At 32.5% G+C, this 18,263-nt stretch carries 14 protein-coding genes and 3 tRNA genes; 2 read left to right on the top strand and 15 right to left on the bottom strand.

Annotation, left to right across the window (positions count from 1 at the left end):
* Positions 1-37: 37 nt before the first annotated feature.
* From BC961_RS10625 to rpsU, 6 genes are all read right to left on the bottom strand, one after another.
* A tRNA-Thr gene (locus tag BC961_RS10625) sits at positions 38-109 on the bottom strand.
* An 88-nt stretch (positions 110-197) separates the two neighbouring features.
* Positions 198-278, bottom strand: a tRNA-Tyr gene (locus BC961_RS10620).
* A gap of 52 nt (positions 279-330) precedes the next feature.
* Positions 331-404 (bottom strand) — tRNA-Thr (locus tag BC961_RS10615).
* 91 nt (positions 405-495) lie between these two features.
* The gene (gene hpf, locus BC961_RS10610; RefSeq protein WP_121925839.1) at positions 496-798 is read right to left on the bottom strand and encodes a ribosome hibernation-promoting factor, HPF/YfiA family; all 303 of its coding nucleotides are present in this window, start codon (positions 796-798) and stop codon (positions 496-498) included.
* A gap of 34 nt (positions 799-832) precedes the next feature.
* The gene (locus tag BC961_RS10605; RefSeq protein WP_121925838.1) at positions 833-1,729 is read right to left on the bottom strand and encodes a tyrosine-type recombinase/integrase; all 897 of its coding nucleotides are present in this window, start codon (positions 1,727-1,729) and stop codon (positions 833-835) included.
* Positions 1,730-1,797: 68 nt separating this feature from the next.
* A complete protein-coding gene (gene rpsU / locus BC961_RS10600) occupies positions 1,798-1,992 on the bottom strand; it encodes a 30S ribosomal protein S21 (protein WP_121925837.1) in 195 nt (64 codons plus the stop codon).
* Between the two features lie 104 nt (positions 1,993-2,096).
* Here rpsU and BC961_RS10595 point away from each other — a divergent pair, with 104 nt between their 5' ends.
* Positions 2,097-3,164, top strand: coding sequence for an endonuclease/exonuclease/phosphatase family protein (locus BC961_RS10595; protein ID WP_121925836.1), 1,068 nt, complete (start codon positions 2,097-2,099; stop codon positions 3,162-3,164).
* A 43-nt stretch (positions 3,165-3,207) separates the two neighbouring features.
* Here the strand turns inward: BC961_RS10595 and BC961_RS10590 are convergent, their stop codons facing one another.
* On the bottom strand, positions 3,208-4,377 hold the full coding sequence (locus tag BC961_RS10590; protein ID WP_121925835.1) for an acyl-CoA dehydrogenase family protein: 1,170 nt from the start codon (positions 4,375-4,377) through the stop codon (positions 3,208-3,210).
* Between the two features lie 172 nt (positions 4,378-4,549).
* Positions 4,550-5,437 carry a ComEA family DNA-binding protein gene (locus BC961_RS10585; protein ID WP_121925834.1) on the bottom strand — a complete coding sequence of 296 codons (888 nt, stop codon included), beginning with the start codon at positions 5,435-5,437 and terminating at the stop codon, positions 4,550-4,552.
* 325 nt (positions 5,438-5,762) lie between these two features.
* Between BC961_RS10585 and BC961_RS10580 the strand changes: the two genes are divergently transcribed.
* Positions 5,763-7,241 carry an amino acid permease gene (locus tag BC961_RS10580; protein WP_121925833.1) on the top strand — a complete coding sequence of 493 codons (1,479 nt, stop codon included), beginning with the start codon at positions 5,763-5,765 and terminating at the stop codon, positions 7,239-7,241.
* Between the two features lie 75 nt (positions 7,242-7,316).
* Here BC961_RS10580 and BC961_RS10575 read toward each other — a convergent pair whose 3' ends face one another.
* The 7 genes from BC961_RS10575 to BC961_RS10545 all read right to left on the bottom strand — a co-directional run bounded on the left by BC961_RS10575 (position 7,317) and on the right by BC961_RS10545 (position 18,001).
* A complete protein-coding gene (locus BC961_RS10575) occupies positions 7,317-7,544 on the bottom strand; it encodes a PspC domain-containing protein (protein WP_121925832.1) in 228 nt (75 codons plus the stop codon).
* Between the two features lie 65 nt (positions 7,545-7,609).
* A complete protein-coding gene (locus BC961_RS10570; RefSeq protein ID WP_121925831.1) occupies positions 7,610-8,881 on the bottom strand; it encodes a DUF2851 family protein in 1,272 nt (423 codons plus the stop codon).
* 100 nt (positions 8,882-8,981) lie between these two features.
* On the bottom strand, positions 8,982-9,464 hold the full coding sequence (locus tag BC961_RS10565; RefSeq protein ID WP_121925830.1) for a 3'-5' exonuclease: 483 nt from the start codon (positions 9,462-9,464) through the stop codon (positions 8,982-8,984).
* 163 nt (positions 9,465-9,627) lie between these two features.
* On the bottom strand, positions 9,628-10,989 hold the full coding sequence (locus tag BC961_RS10560; protein WP_121925829.1) for a pyridoxal-phosphate dependent enzyme: 1,362 nt from the start codon (positions 10,987-10,989) through the stop codon (positions 9,628-9,630).
* Between the two features lie 206 nt (positions 10,990-11,195).
* Entirely contained in the window at positions 11,196-13,124 is a 1,929-nt protein-coding gene (locus BC961_RS10555; protein ID WP_317126967.1) for a putative porin, read from the bottom strand.
* A gap of 237 nt (positions 13,125-13,361) precedes the next feature.
* Complete coding sequence (locus BC961_RS10550; protein WP_121925827.1) at positions 13,362-14,798, bottom strand: SusD/RagB family nutrient-binding outer membrane lipoprotein; 1,437 nt, start codon at positions 14,796-14,798, stop codon at positions 13,362-13,364.
* 17 nt (positions 14,799-14,815) lie between these two features.
* A complete protein-coding gene (locus tag BC961_RS10545) occupies positions 14,816-18,001 on the bottom strand; it encodes a SusC/RagA family TonB-linked outer membrane protein (protein ID WP_121925826.1) in 3,186 nt (1,061 codons plus the stop codon).
* Positions 18,002-18,263 lie beyond the last annotated feature (262 nt).

Below are 18,263 nucleotides of genomic sequence, written 5' to 3'. Positions count from 1 at the left end.
TCTTGTTATATATTAATTTTTAATTCTTACTTACTTGAGCCAATGTCGGGAATTGAACCCGAGACCTCTTCCTTACCAAGGAAGCACTCTACCCCTGAGCTACACCGGCGGTAAAGACTTTATTGTTTAAGATTTAGAGGCTCACACTGCGTTTTAGACAAGTAGAATCTCAAAGTCATTAAAACTTTCTTTGATTGTGGGGAGAGCAGGATTCGAACCTGCGAAGTTTACACAGCAGATTTACAGTCTGCCCTCGTTGGCCGCTTGAGTATCTCCCCTTTTTCTTATCAATAAAACAATGAACTCTTCCAAATCGTATTGGAATTTTTGAGCCGGCGGAGGGACTCGAACCCACGACCTGCTGATTACAAATCAGCTGCTCTAGCCAACTGAGCTACGCTGGCATTATCAATAAAAAAAGTCCGCTATTTCTAACGGACTGCAAATGTAGAGATTTTATCTCTCAATCAAAACATTTTTTTAAAAAAATTTATATTAAATATGCGAACTTATTTTTTCTTTTCTTTTTACTAACAAGCGTTCTAGCGATTCTGAGGAAAGTTCAATTGCTTCTTCAAAAGTTTTACATTGCTTTTTAACTAAAAAATCATCTCCAGGAACATTAATTTTTATCTCTGCAATTTTATTTTCTTTATCACTAGTGTTTTCAACTTTTAAGAAAACATCTGCAGACACGACTTTGTCATAATACTTTTCAAGTTTATCCAATCTCATTTGAACAAAATCTACTAGCTTTTTGTCAACTGTAAAGTTAACTGCATGAACACTTACCTTCATAATTTTCTTTTTTAATTATTATTTATTTTCAAAATCATTTTCGTCCTCTAGGATGAGCATCCTTATGCACACTTTTAAGACCCGCTAAACTGTTATGTGTGTAAACTTGAGTAGAGGCTAAACTAGAATGTCCTAGTAATTCCTTAACCGAATTCAAATCTGCTCCATTATTTAACAAATGTGTCGCGAAGGTGTGCCTTAAAATATGAGGGCTTTTTTTTACCTTTTCTGATACACTACTAAAGTAAGTATTTATTAAACGATACACAAAAGATTCAATCAATTTTAATCCTTTTTTATTGAGAAAAAAATAATCGCAATCGACAACGTCAGGCAGCTCAGACCTTTCTTCTAAATATAAGTCTATTTGATTGATAACAATAGGCAAAATAGGAATCAATCTTTCTTTATTGCGTTTTCCTAGCACTTTAATCATACTATTCGATACATCAACATTTTCCATTTTTAATTGAATCAGTTCTGCCCTTCGAATTCCTGTAGTATATAATAAATCAATTACGAGTTTGTTCCTTACTTCCTCAAATCCAACTGCAAGTTGCATTTGGTTTAAAACTGAGGAAACTTCTTTTTCAGAAAAAGGAATTTGAATTGTTTTAGGAACTTTTAAGGCTTTATGTTTTAGCAGCGGATTAACTTCTATTTGCTTCGTTTTTAATAAAAACTTGTAGAACGCTTTTAGGGAAGCTATTTTTCTATTTACAGATATATTCGAAACCTTTGAATCTATTAATGAAACAATCCAGTTTCTTATTTGGGCGTATTCAACGTGATCAACATTTTCCTGATCGAAATTGATTTTATTGAAAATTTCAAAAGAGTCAATATCGTTGCAATACGCAGTTATAGTATGCAATGAATATTTTTTCTCGAATTGGAGATAATCGCGAAATGCATCCTTATTTTTTGACATAAAAAAACCGTTAGCATCAAAGTTATAAAATTTTGATGACTAACGGTATTTTAATTTAATGGAATCGATTAACTCTCTAAGTTATCTCTCATATTTTGGATATAAGCCGCTTTTTGAATTTTGATTCTATTCGATACTGAAGGCTTAATAAAAGCAGTACGTGCTCTTAGTTGACGAACAGTTCCTGTTTTATCAAATTTTCTTTTATAGCGCTTTAATGCTCTATCGATATTTTCTCCGTCTTTAATTGGTATAATTAACATAATATAGACACCCCCTTTCTTTAAGTGTGCAAAAGTAGGATAATAATACCAACTAACAAGGAATTGTGTATATTTATTTAACTTTACCAATTAATCGAAGCAGCATGTGGTTTATTATCATTTCAACACTTTTACTTCTCGCTAGCGCATTACCGTACTTACCATTGACGCACTGGTTCTACAGATTTTTCGAATTTGGTAAAATCCAAATACTTGTACTTCAAATATTTGCATTATTTTTTAGCTTCATTGCGTTAGAAAATTTTTCAATTGGAATACGTGTTTTACAGCTGCTGACTTCCGTGAGTATTGTAATCCATATTGCAACACTTTATAAATATACATCATTTTATAAATCAGTAGAAAAACAACATTGCGATAATTCATCTAAAATGATTAAGGTCCTTTCGGCCAATGTCTATCAAGATAATACCGATTACCATTCGTTTATTGCTTTAATAAATAAGTACGATCCTGATATATTTCTAACTATGGAGTCAGATGAAAAATGGGAGAACGCACTCTTAGCACTTGATTCATCTTATAAATATAAAGTGAAAGTGGCACAGAGTAATACTTATGGCATGCACTTATATTCTAAGGTAAAGATTGTCTCTCATGAAGTTCATTATTTCGTTGCGAATGATTTACCAAGCATTGAGGCAAAATTAGAGACAACAGATAATTACAAGTTTACTTTTTTTGCAGTTCACCCGCCACCGCCAAGTCCAACTGAAGAAGAAAATTCTAAAGAGCGCGACGGAGAGCTTCTCAGCATAGCTAAGAAAATAAAACAGAATTCAGATACTTGTGTAGTAGTAGGAGATTTTAACAACGTAGCATGGGCCAAATCATCAATTCTATTTCGAAAAACAAGTTTAACACTAGATGGTAGAATAGGGCGAGGTTTTATTTCGAGCTTTCATACTAAATACTGGTTTTTGAGATTCCCTATTGATTTAATGTTTCATACTCCAGATGTTTTCATCGAAGAACTAAAAAGTTTAGAACATTTTGGCTCTGATCATTTTCCAATATTTGCGAAATTTTTTATAAATAAAAAAACAGTGAAGCAAGAACCATTGATTGAAAACTTAGAAGAAGGAGAACGTGAAATAGTGGCGGAAATAATAACAGAAGGTAAAAACGAAAAAAGCGACAATCGTAATTGATTGTCGCTTCTCTGTATTTATTATACTACTTGTAACTGTGTTTTTAGCTTACAGCTGGCTTATAGTTTTTATTATCGATAATCATTTTTGACAAAATCTCTTTTAAGATCTCAGATGTTCCACCACCAATTGGCCCTAATCTACTATCTCTTAAAAGACGTGCTAAAGGATATTCTTCCATATAACCGTATCCACCTAACATTTGCAAGCAACTATAGATTGTTTCGTCAGCAACCTTAGTTGATTTTAATTTGGCCATTGTAGCCTCTTTAACTACATACTCCCCTTTATCTAAACGCGCTACAGCAGCATAATTAAAGACTTTGCAGTGCTCGACATCTGTTGCATGTTCAACTATGGTGTGGCGCAAAGCCTGGAACTTATCAATAGTTTTTCCGAAAGCCTCACGTTGTGACATATATTCTATCGTATAATCAATAGCATACTCCGCTCTCGCATGTCCGTTGATCGCCATAATTAAACGCTCTAATGCAAAATGCTGCATTATATATGGAAAGCCTTTACCTTCTTCTCCCATTAGATTTTCTGCAGGAATTTCAACATTGTTAAATGCTATCTCTGCAGTATCAGACGCTCTCCAACCTAATTTATCTAATTTAGTTGCAGAAACACCAGCTGTTTTAGTATCTACTAAAAAGATACTTATACCTTTATTACCTTGAGTTGGATCTGTTTTAGCAGCTACAATGTAATAATCAGCATAAATACCATTTGTAATAAAGGTTTTAGAACCATTTATTACATATTTATCACCTTCTCTAATTGCAGTTGTACGCATACCAGCAACATCACTACCACCAAAAGGTTCACTAATACATAAAGCACCTATTTTTTCACCAGCGATACTTGGTGCTAAATAATCTTGTTTAATTCTTTCATCACCTTCAGCATTTAAATGCGTCATCGCTAAATAAGAATGTGCCCACATTGCTGCGGCAAAACCTGATGATTTTATTTTTTGTAATTCCTCTAGAAAAATTACTGTGTAAAACAAGTCTAAATTTAGACCACCATATGCTTCAGGATACGAAATTCCGAAGAAACCCATATCTCCAAACTTTTTCCAAATAAAACGTTCAATCGTTCCTGTTTTTTCCCACTTTTCAATATGAGGAACAACTTCTTTTTGCAAAAATTCCTGTAAACTTTTTCTAAATGATTGGTGTTCTTCTGTGAAATAAATTGATTCCATATAAATTCTATCTTTTTTTTAACAAATTTAATTTAATAGAAATGCAAAATTGCATCTCAATAATAGTTTTTTTTATAAAGCACTAAACACTGCTTACCAACTGAATTTACACGTTGAAAATCGTTTATTTCCTATAAAATATAAGATTTAAAAACAGCAGTTTTGTCAAGTTCTAATTAAAGTCCAAATATAAACTAATTATTTTTGCTTTATCAACAGGAAAACCCTTAACTTTTGTTAAATCCTCAATATTCTTAAAATCTCCGTTCATACTTCTATAAGTCAAAATATCTTTTGCTAAAGCGTATCGAAAGTAATGAAACTGCGAGAGATCTTTAAGTGAAGCGTTATTAATATCTACTTTTTTAATAGCTGGAACTTTCAAAACCTTAAAATGCAGATTTAATTTCTCAATAACTTCAGGCGATAGACCCCAGACATCTGTCATTTGATCCATCGAAACAAACCCTCCTATAATTTCTTTCTGTTTTAAAATTCGAAGAGAAATAGCTTCTCCAACACCGTACACTTTTATTAAGTCCTCCTTGGTTGCTTCATTAATATCTATTACAACTATTTTATCATTTTTGGCGAAAGCCTCTACTGGAAATTTATTATAACTTTTAAATTCTTTTCTATTATTTAACCAATCTGGAAATTTAAACAACGGCGCTATTTCTTTTAGCAAGGAATCTGACACTTTAGTTACCTGCTGAAATTCCTCTGCTGAGTTTACATATTTATTTGTTTTTCTAAATTCAAATAAGCGATCAATTTCTTCCACAGACATTCCTAGCTTATATCCCTTATAATCCGTTATGAAGTTTGGATTAAAAAGATATATTTTCGGACTACTATTATTCCGATTTAATTTCATTGAATCAACTTCCGCCTGAAGTGATAACCATTCTTGTTTTTGCGGATCACTTTCAGTTTTACTAGAAAAATCTGTAAAAAAATAAATGCATTGCAAACTAATGATGATTATAAACAACGACAGTATTCCTGTACGTTGCTCCTTTGAAAATTTAAAATAAGTCTGCAATTCTTTAAAACTCATTTCTTCCGAATTTAGCTATGTAATTAGAAATCTAAAATTATAAATTAAAATAATAGGTAATGCATTTGAAAGAAATTATTTCCAAAATAAAAATAATAAAAACACCTGATTATCAACAATCAATGATAAATCAAGCATTCAAAATTTTGTTCCTTAGACAGCTAAACCACTTTGCCTTGTGATTTTAAAGAAATAATAGCATCAATCTCAAAACTGAAATCAATAATAATTTACTTTTTATGACTTAAATCACTAAATATTATTTTTATTTTTTATAAAAAAGAATACATTTGAAATCTAATAACAAACAAAAACTAAATAGCCCATGTCAATTTGGAAAACTAAACCACTTTCGGTTTTACTAAATGAAGCCTCAGACGATGAAAAAGGATTAAAGAGGACACTTTCTGCAAGATCACTTGTAGCTCTAGGAGTTGGTGCAATAATTGGTGCTGGATTATTCTCTTTAACAGGAATAGCTGCAGCAGAAAATGCAGGACCGGCGGTAACTTTATCTTTTATTCTAGCAGCTGTTGGATGTGCATTTGCAGGATTGTGTTATGCTGAATTCGCTTCAATGATTCCAGTTGCCGGAAGTGCTTATACGTATTCTTACGCTACTATGGGTGAATTTGTAGCTTGGATAATAGGTTGGGATTTAGTTTTAGAATACGCATTAGGAGCCGCAACTGTTGCCGTCAGTTGGTCACAATATGTGGATAAATTTCTCGGGAATTACGGCATTCATATACCGCAATCCATCTTGCATGGACCATGGGATGCTAAACCAGGACTTATAAATTTGCCCGCCATAGGAATTATTTGTTTACTGTCGGTCTTATTAATAAGAGGTACCAAAGAATCTGCATTAATAAATAATATATTAGTTATTTTAAAAGTAACAGTGGTAATTGTGTTCATCGCTTTAGGATGGGGATTTATAAATAGCGCAAACCATACACCTTTTATTCCTGTAAACGAAGGTGAGGCACTTTTAAGCTCTGGAAAAATGTCTTTCCTTAATTTCTTTAGTAGTGATTATTTTGGTCATTATGGTTGGAGTGGTATTTTAAGAGGTGCTGGTGTTGTATTTTTCGCATTTATAGGTTTTGATGCAGTATCTACAGCTGCACAAGAGGCAAAAGATCCACAGAAAGGAATGCCAATTGGTATTTTAGGTTCATTAATAATCTGTACAATATTATATGTTCTATTCGCTTTCGTATTAACTGGTTTAGAAAACTATATTAACTTTAAAGGTGATGCGAGCCCTGTAACAACGGCATTTGCAAAAACAGGATATACATTTTTAAATTCAGCACTTACAATAGCTATTATTGCAGGATATACGTCGGTAATGTTAGTAATGTTGATGGGACAAAGTAGAGTTTTTTACAGTATGAGTGTGGATGGATTGTTGCCAAAATTCTTTAGCACATTACATTCTAAAAACAGAACTCCGTATAAAACAAATCTTCTTTTTATGATATTTGTTAGTTTATTTGCAGGTTTCGTTCCAGTATCAGACCTAGGCCATATGGTGAGTATCGGTACATTATTTGCATTTACACTTGTTTGTATTGGCGTAATTGTAATGCGTAAATCTAATCCTGATGCGGTTAGAGGTTTTAGAGTACCGTTCGTTCCATTATTCCCAATTATTGGTGTTGTAATATGCCTAGTTTTAATGGCTGGTTTACCAATTGAAAGTTGGGAGCGTCTAGCAATATGGATGATACTTGGGGTAGCTATCTATTTCTTTTACAGCAAGAAACACAGTAAATTAAATAATCCTGGAAAATAAAATTAAATAATTAATACAAAAAGGGGACTAAAAAGCATAAGCTTTATAGTCCCCTTTTTATTTCCAGAATTCTAATTACAAATCAAAAACAGAAGTTCGTTTCGCTCTCACCAGATCTTTCAATCTAATCCAAAAAGCTAAAGTTAAATAAATTCCAAAACCCAATCCAGCGGTTACAAAAGAAATGTAAATAAAAAATATTCTTACGCTACTCGCACGCATACCTAAAGTATCTGCCAATCGAGAAGAAACATGGAAACCATGTTTTTCAAAAAAGAACTTAAGTTTTATAATTGCAGACATATTTTTAAAATTTAAAACGTTAGAGCAAAATTACTAAATAAAATACTTGGGTTATTTTAATTGTACTATTTCTTTTTTAACAGCTCCATCCCTATCGCGCATTCTAGGCATCTACTTTTATTACAGTACTCATTTTTAAGTTGCAGTAAAGATTGTGTTTCAAAAGCATTTAAAGGTTTTATTCCAAATGATGTAAATTTATCTATTATCGCATTTTTTTCTGGATGAATATCTTTCAGAAGCGCTATCAGGTTTTCTGATATTTCTTTCCCCACACTTGAAGAATAAGCAAACTGTAGTGGAATAATCGTATTGATGACAAGCAAGTCAATAAAAGATTTAGAAAGCATCTTGTTCTTCTTAGGACTTTCTTTATCAAATTGATAATGATTTTTCCAATATTCTGATGTTGTAATTTGAAATACATCGTAACAGCTTTTTAATGACTTCAAATCCTTTATTTTCGAAAATAAATTTTGATGCGTAAAATATAAATTAGCTAATTGAGACAATCTAATAGTAGGAAAATTATCTGGCCGATGCTTAAAAAATTGAAGTGGTTCAATGCAACTTTTATCCAATTTATATTTATGCAAGAGGTAAAAGTATCTAAACTTTAAGTCTTTAAAATAGTTATCTTCCATTTCACTATCTAGTAATCCTGCTGTTCCAAAAAGTAGAGCTTCTAAATTCTCTACTTCAAAACTTTCTTTCCTAATAATAGAAAATGGGATAGCTTCTGCGATTTTTCTAAAAATCGGACCATTAGTATTTAGACCAAAATTCTTCGCTAAAAGAATAAATGAAACTGCTTCCCAATCTTGCTGAGAATCTTTCAACAAATCAAATATAGGTTTTGCTTTGCGTTCCAAACGTTCAAAGAACAAGCGTTCTTGCCAGTTTTTAAGCGTAAAATCATCAATATATTTTAATTGCTTTTCGCAAAAAATCCATGATTTAGGGGCTACTAATGATTGATAGTTATCCAACGTTTCCTTATCAACATAGTCTTTAAGTTCCAAGACTGCTATTTCACTATTATCAACTCTAAAAACCGCCGCGTCATTCTCCCAAACCACATGCAAGATTACATTTTCATATCCAACATCTTTCTCATGATGATGGACATACCAATCTGAAGATTTTAAGTGAATTTCAACATTTCCAGCCCATTTTTGATTGCTAATTGTGATTTGGGCATTGAAAAAATCTGGACCTGCAAGCTCCGTATATTGTCCAACATTACTAATGGTAATTTCCTCTCCGGTAGAAGTTTTTAGATTTAAAGTATCAAACTTCTTGTATTTCCAAATATAGTGGAGAAAGTCTTCTTTCATTTACAACGTATTATATTGAATACTAATGTAGTAAAAAAAAATGAAAGTAATTAAAATCTTATAGATAACTAATTAAGAATATAGTTAAAGTCGTAGTAAATTATCGCATTAAATATAATTTTGCGCATGCTCTAGCATCAGAAAGGGCTTCATGATGATTCAATTGAATTTTCATTTCCCGACAGCAATCACTCAATTTTGTGGGTTTTAGACCTTTAGCTTTGTAAATTTTTACGGTGCATTCCCATCGAGAGGCGATATTTAAAGCCGCATAATCTAAGTTGTAAATTTCCATAGATTTTGCTAAAACATTTCGGTCAAAGCTTTCATTGTGGGCAACAACAACTCTGTTCTCTAGTCGCTTTCTAATTTCAGGAAAGATTTGCGCAAAACTCTTTGCGTTCATTGTATCTCGTGGATAAATTCCATGAACTTGGATAGTATAGGGAGAATATAGATTATTAGGTGGCTTTATTAAGCTCACAAACTCGTCAACTATAATTCCATTCTCAACTGTAACAATGCCGACAGAACAAGGATGAAAACCAATAGCAGTTTCGAAATCAATAGCAGTAAAATTCATAAAAAAATTAATAGTCGTATTTAAACAGCAAGCTTTGTTTTATTATTGTATAATAATTAATACAACAGTTCAATTGCACTTGAAAACAAAAAAAGCCACAAATTAAAATAGCTAACATAAATAAATTTATGCTAAATAATTTAAACCATGGCTAAAAAAAAAATTATTTTATAGAACCAATAATATCGTACTTGGTGATAATATGGTGTGTTCCGTTTTCTAATTCTAATAAAACAGCAGCGTTGTCTTTTGTAAATAATTTCGAAACTTCTTCAATGGCCGTTCCTTGTTTTACAATTGGGAATGGCTTACCCATTACATCTTTAATTGGTTTATCAGCAACATCTTTGTCAGCAACGTAGCTTTGAAACAAATCACTTTCATCTACCGAACCTACAAAACCGTTTACATCAATAACTGGTATTTGAGAAATTTTATATTTACGCATGCGCTCTATTGCGTGTGAAACTAACTCTTCTGTTCGCACTACAATTAAAGGCTTATCGATATGATCTTTGATGACATCTTCAGCTTTTGTAATTACTTCTTCAAGAAATCCTCTTTCACGCATCCAATCATCGTTGAACATCTTACCTACGTAACGACTTCCTGAATCATGGAACAAAACCACAACAACATCTTCTGGCTTAAAATGATCTTTCAACTGCAGAAGTCCTTTAATTGCAGCTCCTGCCGAGTTACCTACAAAAATTCCTTCCTCTAAAGCAATTCTACGGGTATAGACAGCTGCATCTTTATCAGTTACTTTTGTAAAACCGTCAATTAAAGAAAAATCAACATTCTTAGGTAATATATCCTCTCCAATTCCTTCAGTAATGTACGAATAAATTTCATTTTCGTCGAAAATTCCGGTTTCATGGTATTTTTTGAAAACAGATCCGTACGTATCAATTCCCCAAATTTTCACATTTGGATTTTTCTCTTTTAAATATTTAGCAACACCAGAAATCGTTCCACCAGTTCCTACACCTACCACAAAATGAGTTATTTTACCTTCTGTTTGAGCCCAAATCTCCGGACCAGTTTGCTCGTAGTGTGCGATTGCATTTGATGGATTGTCATACTGGTTAACGTACCAAGAATTTGGCGTTTCTTCAGCTAATCTTTTTGACACCGAATAATAAGAACGTGGATCTGTTGGTTCTACATCAGTAGGGCAAACAACAACCTTTGCACCAACAGCGCGAAGAATGTCCATTTTTTCTTTTGATTGCTTGTCAGATATCACACAAATTAGTTTATATCCTTTTATAATCGCTACAAGAGCTAAGCCCATTCCTGTATTCCCCGAAGTTCCTTCAATAATGGTTCCACCAGGTTGTAAACGACCATCTGCTTCAGCATCTTGAATCATTTTCACGGCCATTCTATCTTTTACAGAATTTCCAGGATTAAATGTTTCCACTTTTGCAAGAACAAGAGCGTCCACTTCTGCGGTAATTTTATTTAGTTTCACTAAAGGTGTATTTCCTATCGTACCTAATATATTTTCTGCGTATTGCATTTTATGTATAATTTTAAAGATTGTAATATGTTATAAAACTTTTGTAAAGATAGTATTTTGTTACAAAACATTATAGCGAAGGATATATTGCGTTAGTGATAGCAGCGACATCCTTTACTTGCGTTCTTACGCAAGGAAAGATACAGCGGATAGCACGTTTAAACGCCCAAAAAAAAATAGAATTAGAAAAGTAACTGCGTAGAAATTTAATTGAAAAAGTTCCAAATTAAACCAAAACGTATTGTAAAGTCACGGGAAGGATTATTAGGTGAAGCATAAAAATCATTACCCATAAATGAAGAATTAAAATGTTCTGCTTTAAAATAAATTCTTGTTCTTTGGACTTTTGCATTTATAAAAAAATCTAGATTAGGATGATTTCCTATCTCTTTCTGATTCTGAACAAAGAACTCTCCTATTACTGGATTGTAATCATTAGCATAGTACTTTGAAAAATAATTTAGCGTAAGACCAGTTTGCAAGAACAAGGCTTTCTTAAACATATAAGTAGTGAAGTAAAAAGTATTTCTTGTTACTAGATCAGGAACATTTAGAATTTCGTCAGTTTGCTCCACCTTTTGATATAAAATGGTGTTGTCTAAAGCAAATTTGCCAAACTTAAATTCTCGACTCGCCTTAACAGACAAATAATTTATTGTTCCGTTATATTGCGATGGTGAAATGATTTGCACTTTATCAGCAATTTGCGCAGCAGTTGAAATATTTTTAAAATACAAATGATCATTTAGAACAGAAAACTGAACTTCGGCATTTACCCATGGAGAAATAGCATTTGCTTTAAGAACATTAATTTTTTCATTCTTAAAATCATTTGACCAATTGTACTGAATGTAACTACTTTGATGCAAATTGTAATTGTTGTTAGGCAGTTTATTAATGTTTTGATACTGCGCTGATAATTGAATTTCATCATTCCAATCATACTTCAATTTAGCATCAAGATTAGAAAGTGATTGTGCAGTCACTGACCTCGAATATAAAAATTTTCCATTCCACTTATTGTGACGGTATTCATATTGTCCACCAGCAGAATTTATTACTTGGCTGTACGCACTAGGAATCGTATTTTGATTATCGAAAATTAATATTCTGCTGTAATAGTAATTCGATCTAAAATCGTCAGCAAAAAACATAAAATTACCTAATATTGTATTCTCATATACAAGTCCTACACGATTGTACATCTTGTTATATTTTGTTTGATCATTGATTCCACTATCTAAGAAAGAGTCGCCAAAGCGATTGATGATTCTATTACCTACAGTAGATTGAACAGTTGCCTGATTGTATTCGAAAAATTTATTTTCATAATTGAATTGATGCGTGAGGTATAAGTTGTTTGTTCCCTTTTTTGAATTAATTCTGAAATTATGATCTAAAAAAGCTCTTTTTCCTTTCAAAAATGACTTAGCATCGTTGAAGTAAACCTCAAATCGCTGTCTGTTATTAAAATTTGGATCTTCGCTTTCAAAATCTTCGATAGTAGTGATTCCGCCATTTTCTCTATTTAAAATATCTTGATAGGTATAATGCGCATTTGCAAAATAACGTTTGTTCTTAGTATTATAGCTAGTTGTAAATCTAAAATTACCTGTGCTAGATAACTGATTGATATATTCACCCTCAGAACGCAATCCTTTATAAGCAATTGAAAAATTAAGGTTTTCTGAAGTATTCAAAGTTATAAAAGCATCTACCGATTGCCCTTTTTTGATTGTACTTTTAAAATAAAGTTCCGTAACAGGAGTCGCAACAGAATAATATTTGATTTGGTTTGCTTCTAAAAAATTAAAATGCTTGGCTTTAAAGCCAAATTCAGGAAGAGGAGAAAAATCCGTTAAGCTATATTGTAGCGTATTATAGGTTTGGCCATCATTTGCAAAAGGCAAAAGGCCAAAAATATCTTTTCGTAAATAATTATGACTGTATTCTTTTTGAATGGTAAGCGAAGTATCTATGTAGGTAGTATCGCGATCTATGGTAATAACTCTGTAAAGATCTATCGAAGCAACCTTAACTTTTGTAGTATCACTTAGAGGTTGTTCAAATTTATTGTTCGTTTGAATGTCTTTACTATTTTTATCTTGAGAAAAAAGCAATTTAGGGAAAACCAAAAAAATTAATATATAGAAAATCCTCATTTAGAAAAGATATAATTAAGTAAATATTTAAAACGTGAAATCGACAGTAAAGATATAAGTTAATAATTGCAAATTTAAAAAACATAAGATAGTAAGTTGCTGTTATTTAAAAAAAAGAAAAATTAATGATTATTTATTACAAAAAGAAAATCCCGATTGCTTGTGCAATCAGGATTTTTCAAAGAACTTTAAATTCTTGTTACATAAGAACTATCTCGTTCCTCCTGCCCACCAAACTTTTTCAGTGTATACATAAGAACCGTCTCCAAATGCTTCTTTTACTTTTAAATTAGCTGAAACATCTGATTGACCATATCCAAATCTATTTGGAAATTTCTCAGTTTGAGGATTTACCATTGGAATTAAATCTCCATTACCCATTGCCTTTAAACGTCTAATATCATTAAAAGCTTCAATTCCCTCATTTTCGTAGAAAGAAATGTATTTCTCAACCATTATCTTTTTCAACAAAGCATTGCCCGTCAAAGTACCTATTGAAGCGATATATGTATCTGCTTGTTGAGTAGTAAAAGTTTTCTCCTGTGCTTTAGTGTAAGCAGCTTTAATCGCACTATTCATTGTAGCCTGTGCTGTTGCTAGACCTAATCTTGCCTGCGCTTCAGCTTTTAGAAACAATAATTCATGATAGCTCATCAAGTATATTGGATTTTTATCATTCATTAAAGCTGAGTTAGAATAAATTGTTTGACCCTCAACTGGGAAAACTAATGAGTTGTCAAATGTTGCAACTGAGCCATCAATTTTAGTAAAAAATTCTTGATTACGAATATCAGCATTTCCGTTAGCTTTCAATATATCATAAAAACTTTTAGCAACGCCTAAACCATCTCTATCTCTCTTAAATAATGCGTAAGGATTAGGAACATTTGGATGAACTAACTTAAACTCCTCTGACACATTAGAAAAAGAAGCGTCTACGTAAGAAATAACAGCTGCATAATCAGCTTTTCTTAAAGACAATCTCATAGTATATCTCGCTAATAATCCATTTGCTGCTTTTTTCCATTTTGCCGAATTACTTGCGTAAATAATATCTTGATTACCCAATTTGTAAGGTGTAGCTTTATCTAAATTAACAATTGCATCTTTTAAAAGAGCAAATACTGAATTATAGATATCTTCTTGCTTATCTAATTTAGGCTGAAGAAACTCACTCGGTTTTGATGCCTCGCTGTAAGGAACATCCCCAAAAAGGTCTGTCAATATAGCCAAGTTGTATGCATACAAAATTTGTGCGACACCTAATGTTTGATAATTACCAACTTCACTTCCGCCTTCAGAACATTTAGCAATAATTGTTTGAAGTGTTTTCAATTGTCTATAACTAGCATTCCAAGGGTTGTTATAAGTGGATTCTGCTGTTGGCTCTCCTTTTCTAATTTGAGCATTGAACATTTGATTGTGTTTCCCTGCGTTTAGTTCAGCGTAAATACCTGCGTAAAATGAATAATCAGATCCAGTAATCGTGAATGCAGAAGCACTCATAACATCAGTTATGATTAGACGACTTGGAATATTTGTTGGATTATTTTTGTCGGCGTTAATTTCATCCATCTTGTCCTCAGAACAAGATTGAAATAAAAATAATGCCATCACTGCTGTGATTGTAATTTTTAGATTTTTCATTGTAAATTAATTATAGATTAGAAAGTAGCACTTAGAGAGAAACCAACGCTCTTAGCTTGTGGGATTGACCATTGTTCAAATCCACCACCAATATTATTGTTACCTTGCGACGCCTCTGGATCTAGATTAGGCAATTTAGACCATAGTAAAATATTTCTTGCAAAAACGGAAGCTCTTACATCTAATAATTCACCCATCAACTTTGGTAACTGATAACTCAAAGTAATTTCTCTAAGCTTAACAAAACTAGCATCATAAACATTTGCCTCAGCAATCCCATTTAAAGTATTCGCTAATTTTTGATATCCGTTTGGATTGGTAGCACCACCTAAAATAATATTGTTTGGGGTACCATCAGACTTAACTCCTGGATAGATATACTCAGATGCTCTGTCAGCTGTTGATGCATCAACACCGTAAAAACGCATTAAGTTATTTGAACCACTGTAGATGCTTCCACCGTTTTTCCAATCAAATGTTGCCCCTAATGACAGCTTTTTATAAGTAAACTGTGTAGAACCTCCTAAGTTGAATTTTGGAGAAACCTCACCGATAGCTTTGGTTCCGCCTACTAGAGGAGTACCATCCGTATCAACCATTATATTATTATCTGCATCTCTTTTAAAACTAGTTCCGTAAATTACTGGAAATCTATCTCCAACGCTAGCTCTAATTTGAGGCGTTACAAATCCTCCTAAAAAGATATTTGGAACACCAGGCGCTAATTTGTCTACAAAAGAGTCGATCTTAGAGAAATTTACATTGAAATTCCAGTTAAAGTCTTCACTTCTTATTGGATTAACATTAAGAACAATTTCATGTGCATCTGTATGAATTTTTCCACCATTAGTTACGAATGAAGAAATTCCAGTTGAACCTGCCATTGGGACAGAGAATATTTGATCAATTACATTTTGTTTAGAAAAAGTATAGTCTAAACCTATTCTGTTGTTAAAAAATCTAAAATCAAAACCAACTTCATACGATTTTGTGTTTTGCGGTTTTAAATTTGGATCGTACTGCGTCGTACTCGGTATGAATGAACTTACTCCTCCTAAAGGATACTGAATAGGAACTCCTGCCCAAAATCCTCCACCATAAGAAGGCTTCTCAAAATAATCTGGAAGATAAGTTCCTGCTTGACCAACCTCAGCATAAGAACCTCTAATTTTAGCAAAAGATAAAAAAGAATTACCTTTTAAAGCCTCAATTTCAGTTAATACAATCCCTAAAGATGCTGATGGATAAATAAAATCTCTATTACCTCTTGGCATAGTTGAAACAATATCTTGACGGATTGTCCCTCCCAAGAAAATCATATTTTTGTATGCTAGTTCAGCGTTACCGAAGAAACCAACTGTACGCCTTTGCACTCTAAATTCTTCAGAAGTTACATCATTTGCATTTGCAATTGTTGCAAATCCACCAAAATTTAACCCTTGTCCGTAATCATCGTATCTCTTACTGTTTTCATGATTATATTCATTTCCTGCTAAAACATTTAATGCTAAATCAGTTGAAATATCTAAATTATAATTTACTGTAAATAACGAGTTAATCACATCAGATGTTATTCCGTATAGGTTAACATTACTGCTACCACCTGATAAATCATGCTTATTCCCAAATTCAAAAATATCTCTGTAATTTGTAGTGTAAGAATCTAAACCAGCTTGATATTTAAATGTAAGTTTTTGACTTCCATCTTCACTAATTACTGGAGAATACTGAACATTACCATTACCATAAAATCTATTTGTTTTTTCACCAAATTCATTATTTTTAGCTGCCCAATAAGGATTATTAAAAACGTTCGGTCTAAAAAAAACTTGATCGTAAGGATCACTAACTGAAGCAAAACCATTACCTTTTAAATCGTAACTTCTAGGAGCTCCAAAAACACCAGGCAAAACACCATCATTTGCTGATGTGCTTTTAAACAATTTTGTTTGTACGTAATTTACAGAAAAACCTGTCTTCCATGTTTCGCTCAAATTTGTTTCTACAACTGCTTTTAGTGTATATCTATCCATAGAAGTTCCGAGCATCATTCCTTCTTGATTAGCTGAACCAACACCAAATGAATAGTTTGTTTTTTCAGTAGCCTGAGCAATATTGAATGAAGTATTTATTGTTTGACCCACTCTAAAGTAATCACCAATATTATCATAAGAATTAGGAGTTACCCAAGGGTCTAATCCTGATTTAGCTCTTTGCGGAACGTAATACATTCCTGGTCTTAGTGTACCACCATTAATATCATTAGCAATATTACCACCATACCTTGGATCATTTGGTAATTCTGAGATTTTTGGTCCCCAGCTAGTTGAAGCAGTAGGATTGAATAAGCCATTTGAACCTTGTGCGTATAAATTTTGAGTTTCTGGTTTTTTAGAAATAGACTCAAAACTTGAAGATGTAGTAAAACTAATAACAGGCTTTCCACCTTTAGCTAATCCTCTTCCACTTTTAGTTGTAATAAGAACTACTCCATTTGAAGCTCTAATACCGTATAAAGCTGATGCTGCTTGTCCTTTCAAAATAGAAATTGACTCAATATCATTTGGATCAATATCTACTGCTCTGTTTGAAGAGTCAGAACCAGTAACACTATTACCTGTAGAATAGTCAGCATTAGAGGCTACTGGCATTCCATCAATAACATATAAAGGAGTATTGTTGCCTGTAAAAGATCGTGCTCCTCTAATAACAATTTGAGAAGAAGCTCCTGGCGCTCCACTAGAAGGTGTTATTTGTACACCAGCTAATTTACCTTGTAAAGCTCCTGATAGACTATTATTACCACCTTTTGTCAATTCAGCTGCTTTGATTTCCTGAACAGCATAACCTACTGCTTTAGAACTTTTTTTAACTCCTAAAGCCGTAACTACTACTTCATTTAATTCGTTAGCCGCATCTTTCATGGTAATATTTATCACCATTGATGAACCAACTGTTGCAAAAGAGTCATTCATTCCGATGAAAGTAAAAACTAATTGATCTCCAGCAGAAGATTGGATTGAATACTTCCCATCAAAGTTAGTTTGTACACCTGACTGAGTTCCTTTAATTAAAACGTTTACTCCAGGAATTGGACCCGAAGCATCTGAAACAACACCCGAAACAGTTTTTTGCTGCGCGAAAGAAAACTGCATAGATAACGCTAATAATAGCGTAAAAATCCATTTGAATTTTAACCTCATATTAAATTTATTTGTGAATTAGTTATTTCGCAAAACTGACAATATTTTTCTATAAAAACAAACCAAAAAGTCTGGAAAATTGCGAAAGCTAGAGATTAAATAGCCCGTAAACATTGCGATTTAACACAAATAATAGAGGAAACATATAATTTTATATTCAAAAGTAGAAGTAAATTTATTATAGTGACAAATTTCAAAATTTTCCATATTAATTGATTTTTTAGCTCTTTTATCAAAATAATAAAAATAGCTGTATTTGTCG

The sequence above is a fragment of the Flavobacterium weaverense genome, assembly GCF_003688495.1.
Taxonomy (GTDB): Bacteria; Bacteroidota; Bacteroidia; order Flavobacteriales; family Flavobacteriaceae; genus Flavobacterium; species Flavobacterium weaverense.
This window is presented reverse-complemented; position numbering and strand designations above follow the sequence as displayed.